We start from the raw sequence: 20,064 nt of genomic DNA, 5'->3' as shown, positions 1-20,064 counted from the left end.
CAATCGCCGGTTCAATACCGTCAATCGGCTGCATAATAGGGTGTTTTATTCCTGTCTCAAAAACGTTAGTCAGTGCCATATTATGATAGCTTCTTTTACTTCGAGCTTTTATATTAGGCTGAATACAACGTGTTCAAAGAGCAGCTAACTCGTGACTTTCTTCAAATCTATAAAGACTCCAATGGGAAAAAGTAATATACTTAGAGTACGACTTGAAATTAGTGAACTAGTTGCTATATAGAGAATACAAAATTAGAATGCGATAAATTGCCTTCTTACAAAGGAGTTAATATGAAAAACAATGTGATAGAGCAGTACGAACAGGATGAAAATATAATGATTCAATTGTATGCCCAATGGTGTATCAATCATGACTTAGACCCTTTTGCATTATATCAAACAGCATATCCAGATCAAAAAACAAACGACGCTTTAGCAAGTGCAATAGAAGAAACGGAAAAAAATGTTTTAGAAGTAGATACCGAGACTGTTATACAAGTATTGCAGCTTTTTGGAAATGACCACCTAGCTTTTGTTGTATCAGAAATTGCTTCAAAACTAAAATAAACCTCCTTCTATAGGGCATCTCAAGCCCTTTCCTCTCTTTTTTCCCGTAATTATTCACAACTCTTTCTCTAATCTCTTAAGCTTCTCATTACTATCTAATAGAACGTAAAAGATATGTAATATTTCAGTTTTTTTTACATAGTTTGTTATAAATCATGTACAATATTATCAGATGGAAAGGGGGAATCATTATATATGAAAAAGTTTACAAAGGAAGAAAATAGTTGGGCTCTTTATGATTGGGGAAGCTCTGCATATTCTATAATAATTACAACTGCTATTTTTCCTATTTTTTACAAAGGGTCGGCAACAGCTGCCGGCGTAGATACGAATGATTCTACAGTTTATCTCAGTTACACTATTGCCATTTTTACATTTATATTAGCAATGATAGGGCCAATCCTTGGAACCATCGCCGATTATAAAGGATATAAAAAGAAATTTTTCTTTTTCTTTTTCTTTTTAGGAGTAGCTGCTACTGCTTTACTAGCTTTCATCCCTTATGATAAATGGTATCTATTTTTGATATGCTATACTTTTGCAGCTCTTGGTGCAACTGGTGCGAATGTTTTCTATGATGGCTTTATTATTGACGTTACAACAAATGAACGAATGTCTCGTGTTTCCTCGAGAGGATACGGACTAGGGTATATTGGTAGTGCGATTCCTTTTTTAATTAGTATGGTTATTATTTTGTTGGCTGGGGCAGAAAAAATCCCTCTATCTGAAATAAACGCAAGCCGAATTGCATTTCTAATTACAGCCGCTTGGTGGATTATTTTTGCTATTCCGATGTTTAGAAATGTAAAACAAATTCATTATATTGAGCGTGAAAAAAATCCTGTCGCTCAAAGCTTTAAAAGACTTGGAAAAACTATAATAGAAATACGTCAGTATCGAGCTTTATTTCTATTTTTAATAGCCTATTTCTTCTATATTGATGGTGTAGGAACTATTATCGCAATGTCCACTGCCTATGGCACTGACTTGGGCTTACAGGCTACGGATTTAATCATCGTCTTATTTGTTACACAGGTTGTAGCTGCCCCTTTTGCAATTTTATATGGTAAACTAGCTGCAAGATTTTCAGAAAAGAAAATGCTATATGTCGGAATTTTTGTTTATATAATTGTATGTACTTATGCATTTTTCTTAGAAACTATTGCAGATTTCTGGATTTTAGCAATGCTCGTAGCAACTTCTCAGGGTGGAATACAAGCATTAAGTAGATCGTACTTCGGCAAACTTATACCGAAGGAAAATTCAAATGAGTTTTTCGGTTTCTATAATATTTTTGGTAAATTTGCTTCCATAATGGGCCCTCTTTTAATTGGTCTAACTACACAAATTACAGGCAAATCATCGTATGGTGTGTTTAGTTTAATCATCTTGTTTATTATTGGAATAATAGTGTTGATTAGAGTACCTGAACCAGATAAAGCACCAAAGCCAGTGCCAGTTGATGCTGTCTAATTTTTAATTAGTGGTGAATATTCGCTAAGGACTATGGAGGGAAAAGGGAACTTTCTCTAAGACAATGCTTTCTCAGCAAAAAAAGCTCGTCTGTGAGGGTAACTATTTAGCTACATGCAAGAAAGTCGATCGGACAACATTCTTGCATGTAGCTATTTTCTTGCCTCAGGATAGTTTAATAATTTTTAAACAGTTATATGTAAGTATCATAAGTGAGTTTTAAACTTAAACAGGACCTATTCCTCTACACTTCAATTTCTTTAATTATTTTTGCTGGATTTCCACCTACAACCACATTTGCGGGCACATTTTTTATTACGACTGCTCCTGAAGCAATGATAGCATTATCTCCTATACAAACACCTGGATTTATAACTGCGTTACCACCAATCCACACATTGTTCCCAATTATTATAGGCTTTGCGTATTCCTTTCCTGAGTTACGCTCCATGGGGGTGATTGGGTGTGTAGCTGTGTATATTTGCACGCTAGGTCCAAGCATGCAGTTATCTCCAAAGCGAACTTCACAAACATCTAAAATGGTACAGTCAAAATTTGCAAAAAAGTTTTCACCAACATATGTATTATAGCCATAATCAAATCTGATATTTGGTTCCATATAGACTAATTCTCCAGTTGAACCTAATAAATCTTTTAATAATTCAACGCGTTTTTGTCCCTCACTTTCTAATGTCTGATTGTAAATCCTTACTTTTCGTCTAGCATTTTCTCGGTCCAATACTAATTCAGGGTCAGCGGGATTATACATTTCACCGCACAGCATTTTTTCTTTTTCAGTTTTCATTTTATATCCTCTTTTCTGCTCTGAGTTAAAACTTATTTTACCAATAGATTTATTATTACATTAAAAGTATAACTCCCAAAGTAATACTTACTTATCACTTATTAATATTTAAATTTACACGTAAAAAAGGATGTTAAAGATATCCTATTTCCTTGTTTTATGCTTTAGCATTTTTTAATAAACGCGTAGTTTATCTTTAATTAGCCTTCTTTTTGTCCAAACAAGGGTAAATAATAAGAACAATTCAAAAGCATTTGTCACAGCCCCGCTATCTACATTTATTGGTACCGCGCTTCCTATGGTCATCACGATTGCACCTATAAAGAATACAGCCCACTTTGTTTTCTTCCAAAGAATAGCACTGGCCACAATCAATACTAGTGTTACAAGGAGAATCATAACTGGAGGCCCAGAAGCTTCCTTGGTGGAAACATATCTAAGAACACCATATTCCTCAGCAGCTTTTAATGTAAGTTGAGAGACTTCCAACCACACTTCTATACCTATTAAAATTACCGTATAAATAATACCTACTATGGACACCCATTTTTTCTGAGCCCATACTATCCCACTTTCCTTCAACGTACCTGTAGCAAATAAAACAAGTAAAGGTGTTAAAAAAGCATGTGTCCAAAACCTTAACAGATTCAATGTCTCTAGCAACTCTCCCTCACCAATCCATTTACCAAAAGCGATAATTCCATTGTCATAAATGAGAGCTAATATTATAAGATAAATAAAACTAGTCCACTGTGGTAAATCCTGCTTCCTTATTCCGATTAAGCCCCAAATAAGCAATGCTATATAGGAGCCTGTGAAAAATAAATATAGAAAAGTATCCATTCCATTTCCCTCCTTTATTTCTTCTTTCCCCATAAAAGAAAGGGTATAATCTTATAAAATAAAAACACAGGAAAAAGTCTCCTGTGTTAAAGTTATTATTTATTTGTAAATGTTGCAGGCATAACTACAGCGATGACTTCCCCTTTAGCGCAAAGCGTATCTCCTGCGTAGACTTCTGAAGTTACCTTCCATTTTTTCGGATGAATCTCTTCCACCGTACCTATCGCTTTTAGTTCGACCTTTTGAGGCGTAGGCTTAAGAAAATCGACATGGAGGGACCCTGTGACAAATCGTGGAGGTGTTTCTCCACTGCCAGGCTCAAAACCATTTTTTCGGTGAAGTGCAAGTGCTGCCGAACCAGTTCCATGACAATCCACTATTGCTCCAATTAATCCACCGTATACAAAGCCAGGAATTGCAATATGCTCTTCTCTTGGATGATAAACAGTTTCTGTTTTGTCTCCATTCCAATAAGTCTTTAAATGATACCCCTCTTCATTTAAACGACCGCATCCATAGCACCAAGCAAAGTCATCTGGATATTCATCCTGTATTGCCAGTTTATGTTCTGTCATTATTTCTCCCCCTTTACAAAACCATACAAAAAAGCCAATTAAACGTCAACTGAATTAAATAGTTTTTTAGAAAGAAATATTATTATTTATATAATGATTCTCTTCTATCTTGAAATACAGGAATTCTACCTCTTACTTCTTCTACTAGATTTAAGTCAATATCTACTAATCCAATAGTTTCTTCCTCGTTTCCTACCCAAACTATATCTCCCCATGGAGCAATTACCATCGAGTTTCCATTGAACTGATTGTTCGGATCTTCTCCTACTCGATTTACTGCAACTATATAGCATTGATTTTCAATAGCTCTTGCCTGTAAAAGTATTTTCCAATGGTCTATACGTGCTGAGGGCCATTGAGCAGGAACAAAAATTATTTTGGCACCATTCAATGAGTGAGCACGAAACCATTCCGGAAAGCGTAAATCATAACAAATAACGCCTCCCATCGTCACTTCATCCAACATAAAAATATTCTTACTGTCTCCAGCTTTTAAATATAAATGCTCATCCATTAGCTTAAATAAATGGGCCTTGTCGTACTCAGCGATTAGCTCTCCCGAATGGTTTACGATATACATGGTATTGTAAAAGGAGTCCTTTTTTTTCGTCGAAACCGAGCCACCCACTATATGTGTATGTAATTCTTTCGCAAGTTTAACTAGAAATTCCTTCGTCTTTACTCCTTTATCATCTGCTATATCTTCTAATCTCGTTAAATCATATCCCGTGTTCCACATCTCCGGCAAAACTATAAGATTTGCTCCTTGTAGAGCTGCTTCTCTAATTTTCTTTTCTACTCTTTTAAAATTTTCTTTTGGATTACCAAACTCTATATCTAACTGAACACAAGCTATTTTCATTTCGCCACCACCTATAGACATAATACTAAAAAGATTATAAGATTTGACTAATATATGCAACTATTTAGACGGTTTAAAATGTTTATAAATAAGCCTCAAAACAGCGTAAAACAAGGGAATTTCATTAAGTAAAATAAAATATGGTTCAATGTTTTTAAAGCGTTTGGTATTCAAATGGTATTCAATAATCGGGCAAGGGCAATTATATTATAAAAGTACAGCATTAAATGAATGTAAAAAAATAACAAAATAATAAAAGACCACTCAAATGGTGGTCTCTTTAGAAGTATCGTATAAGAAAAGGGGTAACTAATATTAAGTATTTTTTATTCAGTTATTATTTTGCTTTTAAAAGTCATATTTAAATCGTAAAGATTCTCTGGCATTTCCATTTCTTTTAAATAGTCATCTACCGTTAGAGCTAGAATTGCTCTTACTATCCCGGATTGTGCCCATCTAAATGAAGAGTCAAATAATTCATTTTCTGCTTTTTCTAACTCGGGTAATATTTCTTTGCACTTATCGTAGTATTCAATTAGTTTAGGAATGCTAATATTGTACTTGTTTAGCTCTGATAAAAGGATACTTGCATCCCTTTTACCTTTTGCCCTGTCTGGAAAATACTCATCTAAAAATGTAAGTAAAATATCTATATTTATTTCATCACTATATTCGGAGGAGAAGTTCTTCGGGTTTTGCTCCCTATATTCGGTAATTTTATGCTTTAATTCCTCAAATTGTTCATCAGCTTCTTCTAATTTGGCACTTAATCTAGAGAATTTCCTTCTAAATTCCAATGGAATATCTTCTTCTTTTTTATACCCTAGTTCATGCTCAATTTCAGCCCAAGTGTGCATTAAGTTCGTTCTAATTTGTATTTCTGCTTTTAAGTCAGAAAGTCCTCTGTAATGAGGTGTAGCCAACCATTCTTGCTTTATTTTTACTATAAAGTGATGAGATCTATATCCAAATTGATCTGCATTTAGCAATTCTTCCTTGTCTTGAGAAGACAACACTTCAAACTCACGTCTTATTATTTCACAAATTTTATCAATATCACTTTGATAATAACAAATTATTCTAATCCCACAAATATCCTCAATCTCTTCAAAAGGTTTAGTAAAATTTTTTCTTGTAATTTTTTCTGAAAACGAGTTTGATCCCTTGATTCTATAATATACTTTTAAAAATTGAATATTTTTTTCAACTAAAAGCATCTCAATGGCTTGCTTTAAGTTTATTCCTAATTTTTTATATTTAGGTATTAAAGACTCATATTCAGTTAAAACACTTTTTTCTTCCTTCAAAGTTACCCCTCCAAATTAACACTCCTAATTGTTATTATTTATATCGGCCATCTTCGAAGAATTGTAATGTAATAACGATGAAAAAAGATGCAGCAATTACACTACATCTATAAATATCATTCTTTTATTTTTCTTTAATGATCAATTGATGAAGAGTATTATAATTTTTTGACATTGCATCTACTGTTTTATCCAAGTCTTTATATGAATAAGAAAGTAGATTTAAGATTGCTTGTATTCGTATTTGGAAACCTTCTGCATAAGGTGAATGAATTGTAGTCATACCCTCGTTTAAATCACTTAACAACGCATACATTCCTTCTAAATTTTCAACCATACATGTAATACTCCCTATATTCATATCTAAGTCCAAAACACTTTCCATTAATAATTCTGAGTTAACTTTTATTTCGTTATCCATTTTTCCACTTCCTCCTCTTTTTCCATTAATTCCTAAACATCAATATCGTTGTTATCGCTATACATAGGGCTTGTATTCCATAAAACCAACATGCATCTGACCAGTGGACAAGTTCTTCACCGAAAAAATAATGATTTATTTTTTTCATTTTTTTCCTCCCTGTCAAGTTCTATATTGACACTTTAATACATAACCTAATGTGTGTCAACTAATTAATTGACTTGTAAATAAATTTATTTGCATTCGTCAATATATTTTATGTATACTGTCCATAGAAAGGATTGATTTAAATGACACTTACTATGGGCGAAAAACTTAAAATTTTATTAGGCAGGAAGGAGATGTCTATAAAAAGTCTTGCTGAAAAACTTGGGCAATCGAGACAAAACCTTAGTGTAAAAATTAAAAATGATAATTTTACTGAGCAAGATCTACGAAAAATTGCAGAAGTTTTGGATGTGAAGTATGAAGGATTTTTCTTTTTGAATGATGGAGAAAAAATCTAAAAGGGAGGAAAATGATTGAGTTTATTAACTACCCATTTAACGTCCCATTTAAAGTCTCACCTAAGACATCAAGTGGGACGTTTCTTTTTCCTTACGTATCAAAGGTTTACTTGCAATTTAAAACCTTCCCACTTACCACAACTATTTATACTAAATAGAACCCTGTGGCGTTTTGAGGTTAAAGGCGGTGCCGTCCAATGATTTTTGAAATTTTAACTACTTCAATTATGGGCGGGATAGCAATTAAAGCAGCTATTAAAAAGAATGGCATAGCAACAAATGACAGTGGGAAAATCCAAAGAATCATTTCCTTATCTGGTTTAAATGTGAAAGATGGTAAGGACACTTTGACTACTCAGTTGATACGCAAAAAGCAGTATGGTTGGGGGATGGAATATTCCTATCGGATTCCATTAGGACGTAGTTATGATGACTACCTGGCTAAACATCGTGTATTAGAGGACGGTTTAAATAATCGGCGCCAGCGGATTACCTTTGCTGATTTAAAATCGTTGCAGCTTGATGCCAACATTATCGACAATCTAAAAGGAATATGGACCAACAAGCTAACCGAACGGAAAGAAATTGAAATAGTATTCGATGGATTGCTTAAAATACGCGTGTATAACGAGCCGTTACCGTTACAAGTACCGTTTCATACCGGTTTCAATTGGAGTGTTCCTGTGGGAATTACACGTGATAAAAATACTTTCAGATACCACGACTTTGAACAAATACCACACCTCTTAACTGGTGGATCGTCAGGGTATGGAAAATCTACATTTATCAATTTACTGATTACAAGCTTAATAGAGACACAACCGGATAACGTTAAGTTCTATTTAATCGACTTAAAGGGCGGTGTAGAGTTATGTGACTATGAATCCATTAAACAGACATTAAGCATCGCATACGAGCCTGTAGACGCTTTAACTACGTTACAAATGGCTTACGACCAAATGAGAGTCATTCAGACGCGTCTTAAAACACTTGGAAAAAAGAATGTCCAAGAAGCTGGTATAAAAGAGCGTTATTTCGTGATTATTGATGAAGTCGGGGAGTTAAACCCTTCAGAAGCGGTCGGTGCTCCAGATAAAAAGTTAAAAGAAGAATGTCAGAAGCTAATGAGTCAAATAAGCCGATTAGGTAGGGGTTTAGGCTTCAGACAGATTTTGGCCACCCAATACCCTACTGGTGATGTGATTCCTCGACAATGCAAGCAGAATAGCGATGCTAAACTATCGTTTCGTGTACAGTCGTCTGTGGCTTCCAGAGTTGTATTAGACGAAGCCGGCGCAGAGTTACTTCCACAAATAAAAGGTAGGGCTATCTACCAAACAGCAGATAAGAAAGAAATACTACAAACCCCTCTAATTACTTCAGAAATCATACAAAAAGCTATATCTCCTTATATCGTCGAGAAAAAGGAGGAAATAGTTCTTGAAAAAGCGGAAATTGAACAGTCGCGAGGAATCGATTCTATTATTATTGAAGAAGTTTGATTTCATGACACGCGATCAATTGAGCCGTTACTTCAAATTAGGGACTAAACGCAATACGAATAGGGTTATCACTGCTTTAACTGACTATCTATCGCATGTACGAAATGGACACCATTTTATTTACTATTTAAACGCTACTGGTAGGGCCTATGTAGATTGCAAGAAAGTACGTAAGAAAAGTGGCCATGTTGAACACACGATTATGAGGAATGAATTTTGGCTGTTTTACGGTTGTCCTTCTGATTGGCGGAACGAAGTTAAAGTCTCGGACAGCAAAGCAACAATCATTTGTGATTCTTTATTCATGAAAAACTTTAGATATCACTTTTTAGAAGTGGATCACACTCAACCGATGTCAGAAAACCGCACAAAAATCGCACGTTATATAGAATTGTACAGAAATGGCCTGTTAGCTGAAAAATTAAAGCATTTCCCTACTGTTATATGGCTTACCACATCAGAATTAAGGCGAAATCAGCTCATAGAAGCGTGTAAAGAGTTGCCTAGTGTAAAAGTCTATACGATTAATGAAATCAAATAAAAGGAGGAAAATGAGTGTTTAAACGCAATCAAAAAATCGAGGTAGTTCCTGAATCTGAGTACACTGATTTTAGTCATCGAGTGCCAGGAGATGCTTATGCAACGAAAAAGACCGTAATGGTAGCTGCAGTTATACCAGCGGCTGCAAGTATAGGACTAATCTTAAACCGTATGTCTGAAGCAAATACCGCAAATATAATCCCCACATCCGCACCAGTTATTTCACCAGTAGTAGAACCCGTTAATATACTTGCGCAAAGCTCCACACTTCCACTAAATATAACAGCTTCGCCAGAAATCATTCCTACAGGATTCGTTGCAGATGCCTCGTTAGATATGCTCGCTAATATATTGGATCCATTAGTCCAAATCATGGTAGCAATCAGTTTTCCAATAGCGAGCGTAATCATGTTAGGTGGCGCCTTCTTTTTCATGCTAGGCAATTCTGAAAAAGCATGGCAAACTATCTTCAATGCAGGATTAGGTTATGTCATCATACAGATGTCTCCGTTATTTTTAGATATACTCCGAAGCCTTGGTAAAGCCGTTTAAAATGAAAAATATAGAGATTAAAAAAACAGTGTATGAGACCAGTGTACGAGACCAGTGCATTGCACTGCTGTCAAACACTGCTTTCAATCACTGTTTTTTGTTTACAGACAGTGAGTAGTATCAACGCTTTTCGGCTTTTAGCATTTTTAAATTTTGTAACCGTGACTTTATTGCTCTACAGACAGGATTTTCAACTGTCAAAAAAACTAGAGGAAAGTAGGTGTAAATAAAGGTCTTTTATAAGGTTATAATTATTGTAAAAAATAGAAAATTGTGGTATGATTAATGTGCTAACGTTCGATGATATTCCTCAGGGGGAAGATTATTTGATAAAGGACATTATACCAAGTCAAAGTCTGCGGTCTTTTGATTTGTTCTAGTGTTCTATTTTTTTACCCAAATTTAAATAAAAAATGGATGGAGCACTTAACTTGAAAGAAAAACTGAAAAATAAGGAAGTTTTAATAGCAATTGCCCTTTCGGTTGTTATTGTTTTTGGAATCATTGTTTTTGTTATATTGGATGCAAAATCTACTCAAACTTCATATGAAACTGCTGTACTTAATGATTCTAACGTAACCATAGACAGCTTAGAAATCACTGATAATAAACAAACATTTAATATTTTGATTGAAAACACTTCAAATGAATCACTGAGCGTTTATCATACTTTTAGGATTGAAAGCGGAGGAAATACTTATAAATCGGAACTCTCATTACCAAAGGATTTCGATATAAATCCTAATATGAGTACAACGATAAAAGTTGATTTTAAAATGCCGGCTTCAGCACTGGATGAAGACAACGCGAAACTAATAATCAGTAACTTGTCTTTCTCCCAGGATCAAGTGATTCACTTGAATTAAAATCATTTTTGATTATCTTCTCGCTGCTTATCTTTTAAACGTTTTTCTTTAATCATTCTAGGAATAACAGATTTCATTAAAAATCTAACCATTTCGTGTTGTGTTTCAATGCTTGGCATATTTTTCATTGTTCTCTTCCTTCTAGTTATTCATCAATTAATCTTTATTCTTTACAAAGAAAGGTGAGCTTATGCCCACCTCTTTTTTTTAATATCCGCTTACATCCAACCCGACAGTTCTTCGTTCATCCTCATTGCCAATGAAAAGCATACCACTTCTTTTAACCTGGCTAATCAGTGCGTATTTTTCTTCTTTTTCTTTGTACTCTGGAAGCTGTCTCCATTCTTCGCCTGCATCATATTCATTCATATACGCTTTAAGTTCAATCTCTTCTCTTTCCATTTTTCTTTTACGCATTTCCACACGTAAAAAATCAAGTTCTAGCTTATCGCCTTTTGCTGTCTTTTTGTACTCATTCAACTTTTCTTTTATTTCTCGTTCGTCAGCTAGTTCCATTTCCATTTGTAATTCTTGGCGACGAAGTAACAGATTTATAGGATCAGGTTTTAAAGTTTCCTGTTCTTTTAAATATTTTTCTTTTATTTCACCTAATTCTCTTTCAATTGAACTTTGACTAGTATCATAGAATTTTTTTAAGTCGCTTTTTAACTCATCTTCCATTTTTCTTTTTAAAGTTGAAAGGTACGCTTGCGAATAATCTCCACTCTCACGTTTTTCGTTATACTCAAATTTAAATTTATTTACCTTTTTTTCTATTTCTAAAATTTCTTTATCATTAAACATATCTGTATGCCCCTTTAGGTTGTATTTTATAGTTTTGATTCATTTGAATTCTTTTGAAACCGTATATTTTACAGTGTTTAGAGGTAATGGGGTAACCCTGTCCTAATAACCCTATTACTGCACGCTCCAGGGCTCCTTGTGAGAGTCCTGTAAGCCTTTGTAAGTCTTTTACTTCAATACTGTAAACAGTACCTTCTGGCGAATTTAAGAGATGTTCTAGAACCTGTTGGCTATGTTCCGTTGTCATGTAGCCATCTGACCCCTTTCACTTTCAAGTAATTTAGCTAGAGCCATTGCAATTTTGTTAATGTCCGATTCTTCGCGTACGTTCATGTTTTGAACATTGATATTAATTCCGCCATTGCCACTTTTACCTTCTCGGTACTCTTTTGCTTGTTGTGCAGTTAATACTTTTTCGTTGAGGTGTAAAGTCGCCTGATAACCACTATAAGGCACACGATCCAATCCACCGCTATGTGATTTCTGTGGACCAGAACTTGAAGGTTTTTTTGACGATTTGTTATACCAAGGCGCTTCTTGCATTCTATTGTACGATTTCTTCAACATCTCTTGAGGTGTCCATCCGTAAGACCAACTCAAAACTTTTCCAATAGGTGACTCTGTGGCTGATTTTTTAACTCCATCAATCATTCCTGACCAAATAGAAGAACCTAATTTTCCTCCTAACACAAACACTTCATCTGTTGCATCCATTGCAGATACCATAACTTGTGCTACATTAGAACCGAAATCAATAATTTGTTGTTTACCGCCACCTTCGTACCAGTTGTTCAACTTGGAAGCTATATCATCCACAACAAAGTTAATTTTTCCTGTTAGTGTACTTTTGTTTTGAAATTCAGGATCATTCATTAATCTAGCGAACCAGTCGTATAATTTAGTCGCATTACTCGAAAGACCACTAACCATTCTTTCAATCACTTTTCCGCCCCAATTAGCGAATTTGGTCATGTCTGAATCACTTAACCGCGTGAGTGCATCATTCATAAATTTACTAACCGCTTTTAATGCAGGTTCACCCATTGTTCTTAGGATAGTTTGTGAACGTTCTTTAACTTGCCCCCACAAGCCCAGTGAAGTGTTACCCATTTTTTCTATTAATTCATTTGTAAAACCTATTCTTTCTAAATACTTATCCATCTCAGTTATTTGTTTTTCGAGGGATAGTTTTTTAATTTTTGAAAGAACATTTTTATCTAGCCCGAATCTATCAACCATCGAAACTGTGTCCCCACTTAATAATTCATTGAGAGCGAATACAGCCCCTTCTGTCCCTTGCATTGGGTTGGCAGCGGCCAAACGTTCCGTTACCTTCCACATTTTTTCTAATTGCTTTACGTCCTTTGTTCGTGAAACATACATCTTCGAATTGTCATACATGTCTTGTGAATTAAATATCGGTGATTTAATTGCCATTTTGTCCATCATCTTCATGTAATCATCTGATACACCTTTATCGTTGAACATCGCACCAATAACTACTTTCGATTGTTCCATTTTCATAGCTTCACCGACTGTAGCGTTGAATATTTTTACGGCACCATATGCCCCAGTTGCTGCAGTAGCGATACCTGTAAAGGCCATGGATAAAGGATTTATTTTAGATACCAAACCGCCAAATCCTCTTGTCAAACCACTTATCCCAGAAACCAATCCAGTAGTAGTTCTACGAAATCTATTAAACTGCGTGTCATTTTGTGCCATACGTCTGGATAATCGTGTGGTTGCACGTTCAGTTTCGCCTAGTTGGCGAGTGATTCGTCGCATTGGCTGAGTTAGTCCATCGTCTACCCTCATGCGAGCGACTAAATTAATTGCCATTTGTATTCCTCCTTTCCATTACTTCATAACAAATCTTATCGCCTTCATCATGGGCTTTTATCATTTGTTGAAGATCGTAATCATCTCCCGATTCGATGTAATTCAATGCGTGATGAACAGCTTCAATTGTTTTTTGAGCGAGCTGCCATAAATATTCATCATCGAGCATGGCCGCGAGTGACGGTAAAGTAGCTTCTAACTTATTTTTAAAAGTCTTAGATACTTTACCTTTTCTTTTTTCTACTTCTGCGTACAAAACTGCTACTTGTAGAACTTTTATGGCCCTAGATTGATGGACTTCTTCCACATATTTCACTCCTTTCGTTTTGTTTTTTTATTCTAGTGGCTATTGCAATGGTTGGTAGTTGATTTACATGACGGACACCCCATTTCGTCGATTCCGATAATTCAACATCTCCTGGTGCAACATTTCCTTATCTTTATTCTGATGTCTTTCAAACTCTCCATCCGTTAGAAATACAAATCGACCATCAACTAATACAGGATGTTTCTTTGTCGAATCCTCCAAAAATGAAAGTTTTGTTTTACTTACAAACAAATCATCATTTAATCTACGAAACTCTTCAAACTCACCGTATGCTTGTTGATTGCGTTCCCCTAACGTTTTTATTTCCAATGCATCTAGTTTAGGTTTTATCCTTTTAATAATTTTTCTTATCACACTATAACTAACTGGCTTCTCTTTTTTAAAATACCGAATTAATAACAATCGTTCTATTTCGTTTACCCATTCAGTCAAAATCATTTGCCAAATATCAGCTAATTGGTATTCCTTTTGTATTTTTCGTTCATACCGTTCTTTCGATTCAATTATTCGTATAGCCTGAGCGTCAGTATTAGGATTTCTTCCTTTTTGATAATCGTCACCATAGCGAACGGAAGGATAAGTAATAGCATCATATAATTCTTGGTGAAATTCTTTACGTAAGCTTTCTAGTCGCTTCGCTCGTGTAAGTGCCTTTGCAAAATAACTCAGTCGCCACATCACATCATTTTTATTCTCTTGCATCACCCGACCTCCTTGTTTCATTTTTAAAATAGATATTACCCCTCGAGTTGAAAAAAATTGTGCGTATTTCTGAACAGCAGTTGTAGCGTTTTAAAAGGCAGGGCTTTTGGGGGTTAAAAAACTAAAGGCAATCCCTTTGACGATTCCACTACTATTCTTTAATCAATTCCTTTCAATAACTAATACCAGGAAAGTTTCCACCATTTTTTTGGTCAAACTTTCTATCGTATTCATAACTGTTAAGTATTGATTATGATTATGTGATGTGATAAGATAGCCTTACAAACGTATTCATAACTCGTAATCATAATAGGAGGACTACAATGACTATTTACGGCTATGCTCGAGTAAGCGGAACTTCACAAGATTTATCTGAACAAACTACAAAACTAGAAGGTGCTGGATGTCAAACCATCTTTTCCGAGAAGTTCACTGGTACTAAAAAGGAACGTCCAGAGTTTCAAAAGCTACTATCTTTATTGAAGGATGGAGACACCCTTGTAGTGACTAAATTAGACCGTTTCGCACGTTCTGCAGAAGATGGTATAGGATTAATCAAGCGACTGTTAAACGATGGCATACGCGTTCATATACTCAATATGGGTGTGGTCGAGAATACGTCTACTGGTCGCCTACTACTAACTATACTAAGCGGATTCGCTGAGTTTGAACGTGACATGATTGTTGAGCGTTTAGCGGAAGGTAAAGTATTTGCAAAACAAAACCCTGACTTCAAGGAAGGTCGACCAAAGAAGTACACTAACAAACAAATGAGTCATGCCATGAAACTTCTAGAAGAACACTCCTACACTGAAGTAGAGAAAATGACAGGGATCAGTAAAGCTACACTGGTAAGGCATAAACAGAAACTCAAAGCACAGTCTTAATTGGCTGTGTTTTTTTATTTATGCCTACCCCCTGAGTTTTAGAGGGGCATGTCCTCCAGAACGTTGCAGTTGATGTACCACTTAAAATCCGACATCGTACCAATTCTTCCTAACTAATCCACCCCTTGAAAACCCCTAGAATGTACAAAAATGTATAAAAAACTCTAACTGAAAATCTCCCACAAACTTATGTGTACCAAGTGTTTGAGCCTTTTTCCTATAAGTCAAGACTATTTTACATTCAGAGATAAATATGCCCCCATGAAAATTGGTACATGCTGAATTTTGAAGGATGATTTTGACCCCCTGAAAGCGTGAAAATGTTACGTTTTGTTGCGTTGAATTTTCCTCAAACCTTACTGTTTACCGCTCCAATCGTTTCATCTTCTTGTAAACATTTTGTAACTCGACATTAGTTGGATTATCTGGATTTAACTTTAAATAGTAACCTTTGCTTTTGAGTGGTCCTTTAAAACAATGTGCTGCACGCCAGCTTGTGTCTACCTCACCATGTGAATGAAACTTTTCGCAATATGGGCACCATGCTTTCATGTGATATGTTCCATCCTCTGCTATATAAATGTCTGCTAATAGTGTTGGTACACCTTTTAGTTTTGGCATATGATTATCTCCTTTAGATTAATTTTGATTTACACACTTTTTACACGTTTTTATTACACTTTTACACGCTTTTTACACACTTTTTAAAGTGTTATAGACGTTGATATATAAGGGTTTTTTTATTATTTATTACTCTTTTACACAGTTACACAGTTTTTGAGAATATAAATGTATTTTGGTATGACGTATTACATATATAGGTATATTGACATACCAAGATATATAGAGAGATTTTAATTTTGTGTAACCGTGTAACCGTGTATTTTTTAGTAAAAACTCTTGTGTATCTAAGGTTGAGCTATACACGTTTTGTACACACATTTACACGATTACACGTTTTTTATTACACTTCTTTCTTTTTGAAACCCCTAGTACTCTTCCAGCCACCGTTAATATAAACATTCTTTAAATCCCAAATTAAATCGTATTTATTGGAAACAGCTTCTTTGAAACGTTTTCTACCAAGTGGATGCGTACTATTTTCAGTACACCAGTTGTTATATTCGTTTATAACGGAAGAGCCTGGACGTTCAATAAAGTAATCAGCTGTATATTCAAAGAAATAATCACTCAATGGATCGTTCTGTTCTGCAAACAATTTACCAACTTCTACAGACTTTTCGTTATACGTAAGTTTGTCCGCTTCTTTACTCAGTAGCATCCGTTTTAAAGCATCTACAGCTAATTTTAAGACATATTCTCTACCACTTTGACTTGCAATCCGCTGCATGCTTTCTGAGTCTGATACGCAGTTCTTATCCTCTGTAAAACTGTATTCAAAGGGAATAATGTGCAATCTTCTATTTATCTGGTTTCCTGATTCTTTGAAATTTGGAAAGTAGTTACTTGCAGTAATTAATGGAGTAGACATTTTCACACTCTCACTGTCCTTCCCCTTTCGCTCAATTTCAATACGGCCACCAGTTATGATTGTCTTGAGCATCCCACTATCTTCAATTACAGCATCCGGTTGATCGTCCACGATATTCGCAAGCTTTCCGTAAATGGCAGCTCCTGCAAATGTGTTATTCGCTAATTTTTGTGGAGATACTGCTGATATTTGTCCACCTTTTTTATCAAAGGTTTCAAAAATCATATTTAAAACACTGGATTTTCCGTTATGAGCAGTCCTTCCATATAAATAAAACATCTTTGGGACCAAGATTTCTGGGTAAAGTACACAAGCAAACATTTCGCAGATGTTTTGATAACTTGGTACGTGTCCCTTTGTGACCTTTTGTAATGTTTCTTCTATGAAACTATCATTTGCATTAGGATTGTACGTAGTGTTGATTTTTTGTGTAACAAAGATCTTTGGTGAAAACGGTTCTAACTGAAATGTTTTTAGATTCAACAATCCATTTTCTACAGCTATATAATTTGTATTTGCGTTGTTTATAACTGGGGACATGTCGGTAACGTATTCCTGCACCTCTCTTACTTGATTGCGTTTTAAATCATCTTTATTACGAATGATGGCACTTACCTGTCGACCTGATTTGTCTTGTTCATAAATTCCTTTATTGTAGTTGTAGTAATACAGGTCACTATGTGGATTGGGATGTCGTACAAGAAAAAACTCCTTCATCACTTCAGAGCCTAGTACATTGTGCAATAAAGTTTTTGTTCCATTCGCATTGGTTGCCCACCAGTTGGTTTCTCTAACCTGAAAACTTGAATCTTCATCAGAAAGTATTACTTCGTGTCCTTTCGTTTTTGGAGAAAAAGTATTTGTGCATTCGTTAATTGCTTTTTTTAGAGTTTCATCACCATATGTGGAAGTGTTTTGCCTTCTCCCCCATTTTTCACGCATCAATGATGATTGACGGAAAATGCTATCCATAAGTTGATAATTACAATTGGTCCAAAATGCTAAGTCATTACAAAAAGCCAAATCCGCTTCTGATTGAGAACTATATAATGACTCCCAGCCACCCCTAAAGCATGAATTAAAGCGAGCTCCTGTTTTGCTATTAGTTGCAATTCGGATGATATCGCTTTCTGTTAAATTGTTTTCTACATCGTTTGTTCTAACAGTTGGTAGCTGTTTGTTTTCCTCACGCTTGAAAACTATATTAATAAAATTTTCAATTTCTGGTCCTCCACTTATCGGCAGACTGTTTTTAGACTCTCCCGTCAGTGTTAGAAACCTTTTACTATCGTATATTTCATAGCCTAATTTAGTGTTTTTGTTCTTAAATTTTTGGCTATCATGCTTGTATCCTTTAATCCACACATGGAGTCCCGAACCGCTCGGAGATATTTCTGTGTAACTCGCATTTGTGATTTGCAAATTAAGTGCAGAAAGATTATCTATATCTTCAATCCCGTCAATATCAATACACGCATATGGATCTTCCTTAGAAAGTACGAAACCTATTCCATCACCAATACCGTTTAAATAAGCTTCCTCAACATCAGCAAAAGTTTCCCATGTATTTCTATTCGTTGAATCTGCTGCATCTTTCCCGTTCGCTCTAAAAGGCACTTTTGTATATTCGTTTTTATCGTTTAAAATAGCCTTCCAAATTACCCATTGTGGAAGAAGCTTCAATTCCTCTGGTATGTTTTCCATTACAGGTAAAAGTATTTTACTTTTTTCGGTTATTGCCATGTATTCATCCACAACTCCTTCCAATGTGACGTCGTTCGGTTGAAGCACTTAAACTCTTAAACTCTCCCCAAAATTTAGAACGGGAAGCCACATAGAAGTTTTTTCCCTTGTATTGCAACTCTTTTAAACCTTCGTTATAATTAAATGTATAAAATATAATCTCAAATCCTCCATTATTCATTGCCGTGAATAGTGGTTTTTTTTATTTTTTTATTCATGTATAATGTTGCCCCTGCCCGAACAATTTAAATTTTATGTTTCGCTATAAATTCATCCAAATCTCGAGTATCAACAATCTTCCTACCTTCAATGATTGATATGGGCATGCCATACTTCTCAACCCACTTTTGCAATGTCCCAGGAGACACCGAAGCATAAGTACATGCCTCTGAAAATTTTAAATACCTCTTTCGACTTTTTTCTTCTACTAAAAATGATACTGTCTTCATAATCTGTTCGATTATTTCATCTTTCATTTCTCGTTCCGTTTCCAATGAAAAAATAGACACTTATTTATTCCCCCCTTTTAAGTTATTTAAAGTCAAATAGTTCTTTTACAGGTTTTTCTAATGTCCGAGCAATTTTTTTTGCGCTTTTCGAGGAAATGCTGTATCGACCATTCATGAAATTTGAAAAAGTTGAGGGATTTATCTCAGAGATTTTACTAAGCTCCTTCTGATTTAAACCTTTATAAGCCATCGCCACACGAATGTTTATCCTCTTAGGGTATATTTTCAACATCATTATTCACCTCAACTCCTATGTGCAACTTTTAGTTTCACCCTTGATATACAGTTTACCCATTACTGAAACAAAAATCAACAGTTTTCAATATTAAATTTTAAATGTGTTGATTTTTGTTGCAGTTATGGAGATAATACTTACATAATCAACAAGTAAGGAGGAATTCCATGGAGAAGGAGATTAAAAGTGTTGGTGATTATTTGAAGAATTACAGAAACAAAAATAATCTTTCTATAAGCGCACTAAGTAGAATGACTGATATTTCAAGACCGTATTTATCTCAAATAGAAGATGGGAAAGTACCATCTAAAAAAACAATAAGGAAATTAGCAAAGGGGATGAGTAAAAAAACACCTACACCTAGTCCTACTGGGGACGGGTTTGTAATTGATTATACGGAGGTAGAAATGCTCGATTTAGCTGGGTATAAAGCTTGGCCCGAACCCGGAGAAGAAAGCTGGGAGGAATACGAATCCCAAGAGAAGATCAATAAGTTAGAACGTCAAATTTTTAGACTAGAAGGTCAAATTTCCAGACTGGAAGAAGAAGTCAACTCCTATAAAACTTCAATTGATATTGGTAATCTTTATGGGAAATACAATAAGATTTACTTAGATAGAAAAGAACTATCAAAGGGCGAAAAATATGCTCTTAATAATTTTTTAATGGGTTTATTAGAATTAAGAGAAGACAATTAATTCTT

At 35.0% G+C, this 20,064-nt stretch carries 25 protein-coding genes; 9 read left to right on the top strand and 16 right to left on the bottom strand.

The genetic code is table 11. From position 1 onward, the window contains the following. The first annotated feature begins 291 nt into the window (after positions 1 to 291). The gene (locus H9650_RS14305; protein ID WP_191697509.1) at positions 292 to 567 is read left to right on the top strand and encodes a hypothetical protein; all 276 of its coding nucleotides are present in this window, start codon (positions 292 to 294) and stop codon (positions 565 to 567) included. A 195-nt stretch (positions 568 to 762) separates the two neighbouring features. After that, positions 763 to 2,040 (top strand): MFS transporter, encoded by a 1,278-nt coding sequence (locus H9650_RS14300; protein ID WP_191697508.1) that lies wholly within the window; start codon positions 763 to 765, stop codon positions 2,038 to 2,040. A gap of 244 nt (positions 2,041 to 2,284) precedes the next feature. Here H9650_RS14300 and H9650_RS14295 read toward each other — a convergent pair whose 3' ends face one another. The 6 genes from H9650_RS14295 to H9650_RS14270 form a co-directional block, all read right to left on the bottom strand. After that, the gene (locus H9650_RS14295) at positions 2,285 to 2,845 is read right to left on the bottom strand and encodes a sugar O-acetyltransferase (RefSeq protein WP_191697507.1); all 561 of its coding nucleotides are present in this window, start codon (positions 2,843 to 2,845) and stop codon (positions 2,285 to 2,287) included. 174 nt (positions 2,846 to 3,019) lie between these two features. Beyond that, positions 3,020 to 3,688: a phospholipid phosphatase gene (locus tag H9650_RS14290; protein WP_191697506.1), complete on the bottom strand. Its 669-nt coding sequence runs from the start codon at positions 3,686 to 3,688 to the stop codon at positions 3,020 to 3,022. Between the two features lie 95 nt (positions 3,689 to 3,783). Further along, positions 3,784 to 4,263: a PaaI family thioesterase gene (locus tag H9650_RS14285; protein ID WP_144536740.1), complete on the bottom strand. Its 480-nt coding sequence runs from the start codon at positions 4,261 to 4,263 to the stop codon at positions 3,784 to 3,786. A gap of 82 nt (positions 4,264 to 4,345) precedes the next feature. Continuing rightward, on the bottom strand, positions 4,346 to 5,125 hold the full coding sequence (locus H9650_RS14280) for a carbon-nitrogen family hydrolase (RefSeq protein ID WP_191697505.1): 780 nt from the start codon (positions 5,123 to 5,125) through the stop codon (positions 4,346 to 4,348). Between the two features lie 326 nt (positions 5,126 to 5,451). Further along, positions 5,452 to 6,432 (bottom strand): GTP pyrophosphokinase, encoded by a 981-nt coding sequence (locus H9650_RS14275; protein ID WP_191697504.1) that lies wholly within the window; start codon positions 6,430 to 6,432, stop codon positions 5,452 to 5,454. A gap of 124 nt (positions 6,433 to 6,556) precedes the next feature. Further along, complete coding sequence (locus H9650_RS14270) at positions 6,557 to 6,853, bottom strand: hypothetical protein (protein ID WP_191697503.1); 297 nt, start codon at positions 6,851 to 6,853, stop codon at positions 6,557 to 6,559. Between the two features lie 290 nt (positions 6,854 to 7,143). Between H9650_RS14270 and H9650_RS14265 the strand changes: the two genes are divergently transcribed. The 5 genes from H9650_RS14265 (at position 7,144) to H9650_RS14245 (ending at position 10,819) form a co-directional block, all read left to right on the top strand. After that, positions 7,144 to 7,359 (top strand): helix-turn-helix transcriptional regulator, encoded by a 216-nt coding sequence (locus H9650_RS14265; protein WP_191697502.1) that lies wholly within the window; start codon positions 7,144 to 7,146, stop codon positions 7,357 to 7,359. 197 nt (positions 7,360 to 7,556) lie between these two features. Further along, positions 7,557 to 8,861, top strand: a complete 1,305-nt coding sequence (locus H9650_RS14260) for an FtsK/SpoIIIE domain-containing protein (RefSeq protein ID WP_191697501.1) — start codon at positions 7,557 to 7,559, stop codon at positions 8,859 to 8,861. 4 nt (positions 8,862 to 8,865) lie between these two features. Beyond that, a complete protein-coding gene (locus tag H9650_RS14255) occupies positions 8,866 to 9,402 on the top strand; it encodes a replication-relaxation family protein (RefSeq protein ID WP_263619339.1) in 537 nt (178 codons plus the stop codon). Positions 9,403 to 9,416: 14 nt separating this feature from the next. Then, positions 9,417 to 9,953 carry a hypothetical protein gene (locus H9650_RS14250; RefSeq protein WP_191697516.1) on the top strand — a complete coding sequence of 179 codons (537 nt, stop codon included), beginning with the start codon at positions 9,417 to 9,419 and terminating at the stop codon, positions 9,951 to 9,953. A 431-nt stretch (positions 9,954 to 10,384) separates the two neighbouring features. Then, the gene (locus H9650_RS14245) at positions 10,385 to 10,819 is read left to right on the top strand and encodes a hypothetical protein (RefSeq protein ID WP_191697499.1); all 435 of its coding nucleotides are present in this window, start codon (positions 10,385 to 10,387) and stop codon (positions 10,817 to 10,819) included. Positions 10,820 to 10,821: 2 nt separating this feature from the next. Here the strand turns inward: H9650_RS14245 and H9650_RS20690 are convergent, their stop codons facing one another. The 6 genes from H9650_RS20690 to H9650_RS14220 all read right to left on the bottom strand — a co-directional run bounded on the left by H9650_RS20690 (position 10,822) and on the right by H9650_RS14220 (position 14,495). Next, on the bottom strand, positions 10,822 to 10,947 hold the full coding sequence (locus tag H9650_RS20690; protein ID WP_263619338.1) for a hypothetical protein: 126 nt from the start codon (positions 10,945 to 10,947) through the stop codon (positions 10,822 to 10,824). A gap of 79 nt (positions 10,948 to 11,026) precedes the next feature. Continuing rightward, positions 11,027 to 11,623, bottom strand: a complete 597-nt coding sequence (locus H9650_RS14240; protein WP_191697498.1) for a hypothetical protein — start codon at positions 11,621 to 11,623, stop codon at positions 11,027 to 11,029. Beyond that, positions 11,616 to 11,870 (bottom strand): hypothetical protein, encoded by a 255-nt coding sequence (locus tag H9650_RS14235; protein WP_191697497.1) that lies wholly within the window; start codon positions 11,868 to 11,870, stop codon positions 11,616 to 11,618. The genes H9650_RS14240 and H9650_RS14235 overlap by 8 nt, the downstream gene beginning before the upstream one ends. Continuing rightward, positions 11,867 to 13,465: a hypothetical protein gene (locus H9650_RS14230; RefSeq protein WP_191697496.1), complete on the bottom strand. Its 1,599-nt coding sequence runs from the start codon at positions 13,463 to 13,465 to the stop codon at positions 11,867 to 11,869. The genes H9650_RS14235 and H9650_RS14230 overlap by 4 nt, the downstream gene beginning before the upstream one ends. Then, positions 13,455 to 13,772, bottom strand: a complete 318-nt coding sequence (locus H9650_RS14225) for a hypothetical protein (RefSeq protein ID WP_191697495.1) — start codon at positions 13,770 to 13,772, stop codon at positions 13,455 to 13,457. The genes H9650_RS14230 and H9650_RS14225 overlap by 11 nt, the downstream gene beginning before the upstream one ends. A gap of 63 nt (positions 13,773 to 13,835) precedes the next feature. After that, positions 13,836 to 14,495: a hypothetical protein gene (locus H9650_RS14220; RefSeq protein ID WP_191697494.1), complete on the bottom strand. Its 660-nt coding sequence runs from the start codon at positions 14,493 to 14,495 to the stop codon at positions 13,836 to 13,838. Positions 14,496 to 14,818: 323 nt separating this feature from the next. Between H9650_RS14220 and H9650_RS14215 the strand changes: the two genes are divergently transcribed. Beyond that, complete coding sequence (locus tag H9650_RS14215) at positions 14,819 to 15,382, top strand: recombinase family protein (protein ID WP_191697493.1); 564 nt, start codon at positions 14,819 to 14,821, stop codon at positions 15,380 to 15,382. A gap of 363 nt (positions 15,383 to 15,745) precedes the next feature. Here H9650_RS14215 and H9650_RS14210 read toward each other — a convergent pair whose 3' ends face one another. The 4 genes from H9650_RS14210 to H9650_RS14195 all read right to left on the bottom strand — a co-directional run bounded on the left by H9650_RS14210 (position 15,746) and on the right by H9650_RS14195 (position 19,361). Continuing rightward, positions 15,746 to 16,003: a hypothetical protein gene (locus H9650_RS14210; RefSeq protein ID WP_191697492.1), complete on the bottom strand. Its 258-nt coding sequence runs from the start codon at positions 16,001 to 16,003 to the stop codon at positions 15,746 to 15,748. A 343-nt stretch (positions 16,004 to 16,346) separates the two neighbouring features. After that, entirely contained in the window at positions 16,347 to 18,665 is a 2,319-nt protein-coding gene (locus tag H9650_RS20805) for a phage/plasmid primase, P4 family (protein ID WP_191697491.1), read from the bottom strand. 197 nt (positions 18,666 to 18,862) lie between these two features. Continuing rightward, the gene (locus tag H9650_RS14200; RefSeq protein WP_191697490.1) at positions 18,863 to 19,126 is read right to left on the bottom strand and encodes a helix-turn-helix domain-containing protein; all 264 of its coding nucleotides are present in this window, start codon (positions 19,124 to 19,126) and stop codon (positions 18,863 to 18,865) included. 22 nt (positions 19,127 to 19,148) lie between these two features. Continuing rightward, positions 19,149 to 19,361 (bottom strand): helix-turn-helix transcriptional regulator, encoded by a 213-nt coding sequence (locus H9650_RS14195; RefSeq protein WP_191697489.1) that lies wholly within the window; start codon positions 19,359 to 19,361, stop codon positions 19,149 to 19,151. Between the two features lie 167 nt (positions 19,362 to 19,528). On the opposite strand from H9650_RS14195, the gene H9650_RS14190 reads away from it, so the two are divergent. Further along, entirely contained in the window at positions 19,529 to 20,059 is a 531-nt protein-coding gene (locus tag H9650_RS14190; RefSeq protein WP_191697488.1) for a helix-turn-helix domain-containing protein, read from the top strand. Positions 20,060 to 20,064 lie beyond the last annotated feature (5 nt).

This window comes from Psychrobacillus faecigallinarum (genome assembly GCF_014836595.1).
Classification (GTDB): Bacteria; Bacillota; Bacilli; order Bacillales_A; family Planococcaceae; genus Psychrobacillus; species Psychrobacillus faecigallinarum.
The sequence above is the reverse complement of the archived record's forward strand: the minus strand, read 5'-3'. Positions and strand labels throughout refer to the sequence as shown.

Coding starts and splice junctions, on each gene's coding strand:
- H9650_RS14210 (WP_191697492.1), bottom strand. CDS start 16,003: ATGCCAAAACTAAAAGGTGTACCAACACTATTAGCAGACATTTATATA.
- H9650_RS14270 (WP_191697503.1), bottom strand. CDS start 6,853: ATGGATAACGAAATAAAAGTTAACTCAGAATTATTAATGGAAAGTGTT.
- H9650_RS14235 (WP_191697497.1), bottom strand. CDS start 11,870: ATGACAACGGAACATAGCCAACAGGTTCTAGAACATCTCTTAAATTCG.
- H9650_RS20690 (WP_263619338.1), bottom strand. CDS start 10,947: ATGAAAAATATGCCAAGCATTGAAACACAACACGAAATGGTTAGATTT.
- H9650_RS14300 (WP_191697508.1), top strand. CDS start 763: ATGAAAAAGTTTACAAAGGAAGAAAATAGTTGGGCTCTTTATGATTGG.
- H9650_RS14305 (WP_191697509.1), top strand. CDS start 292: ATGAAAAACAATGTGATAGAGCAGTACGAACAGGATGAAAATATAATG.
- H9650_RS14195 (WP_191697489.1), bottom strand. CDS start 19,361: ATGATGTTGAAAATATACCCTAAGAGGATAAACATTCGTGTGGCGATG.
- H9650_RS14255 (WP_263619339.1), top strand. CDS start 8,866: ATGACACGCGATCAATTGAGCCGTTACTTCAAATTAGGGACTAAACGC.
- H9650_RS14215 (WP_191697493.1), top strand. CDS start 14,819: ATGACTATTTACGGCTATGCTCGAGTAAGCGGAACTTCACAAGATTTA.
- H9650_RS14240 (WP_191697498.1), bottom strand. CDS start 11,623: ATGTTTAATGATAAAGAAATTTTAGAAATAGAAAAAAAGGTAAATAAA.
- H9650_RS14290 (WP_191697506.1), bottom strand. CDS start 3,688: ATGGATACTTTTCTATATTTATTTTTCACAGGCTCCTATATAGCATTG.
- H9650_RS14260 (WP_191697501.1), top strand. CDS start 7,557: ATGATTTTTGAAATTTTAACTACTTCAATTATGGGCGGGATAGCAATT.
- H9650_RS14280 (WP_191697505.1), bottom strand. CDS start 5,125: ATGAAAATAGCTTGTGTTCAGTTAGATATAGAGTTTGGTAATCCAAAA.
- H9650_RS14295 (WP_191697507.1), bottom strand. CDS start 2,845: ATGAAAACTGAAAAAGAAAAAATGCTGTGCGGTGAAATGTATAATCCC.
- H9650_RS14230 (WP_191697496.1), bottom strand. CDS start 13,465: ATGGCAATTAATTTAGTCGCTCGCATGAGGGTAGACGATGGACTAACT.
- H9650_RS14285 (WP_144536740.1), bottom strand. CDS start 4,263: ATGACAGAACATAAACTGGCAATACAGGATGAATATCCAGATGACTTT.
- H9650_RS14265 (WP_191697502.1), top strand. CDS start 7,144: ATGACACTTACTATGGGCGAAAAACTTAAAATTTTATTAGGCAGGAAG.
- H9650_RS14220 (WP_191697494.1), bottom strand. CDS start 14,495: ATGCAAGAGAATAAAAATGATGTGATGTGGCGACTGAGTTATTTTGCA.
- H9650_RS14190 (WP_191697488.1), top strand. CDS start 19,529: ATGGAGAAGGAGATTAAAAGTGTTGGTGATTATTTGAAGAATTACAGA.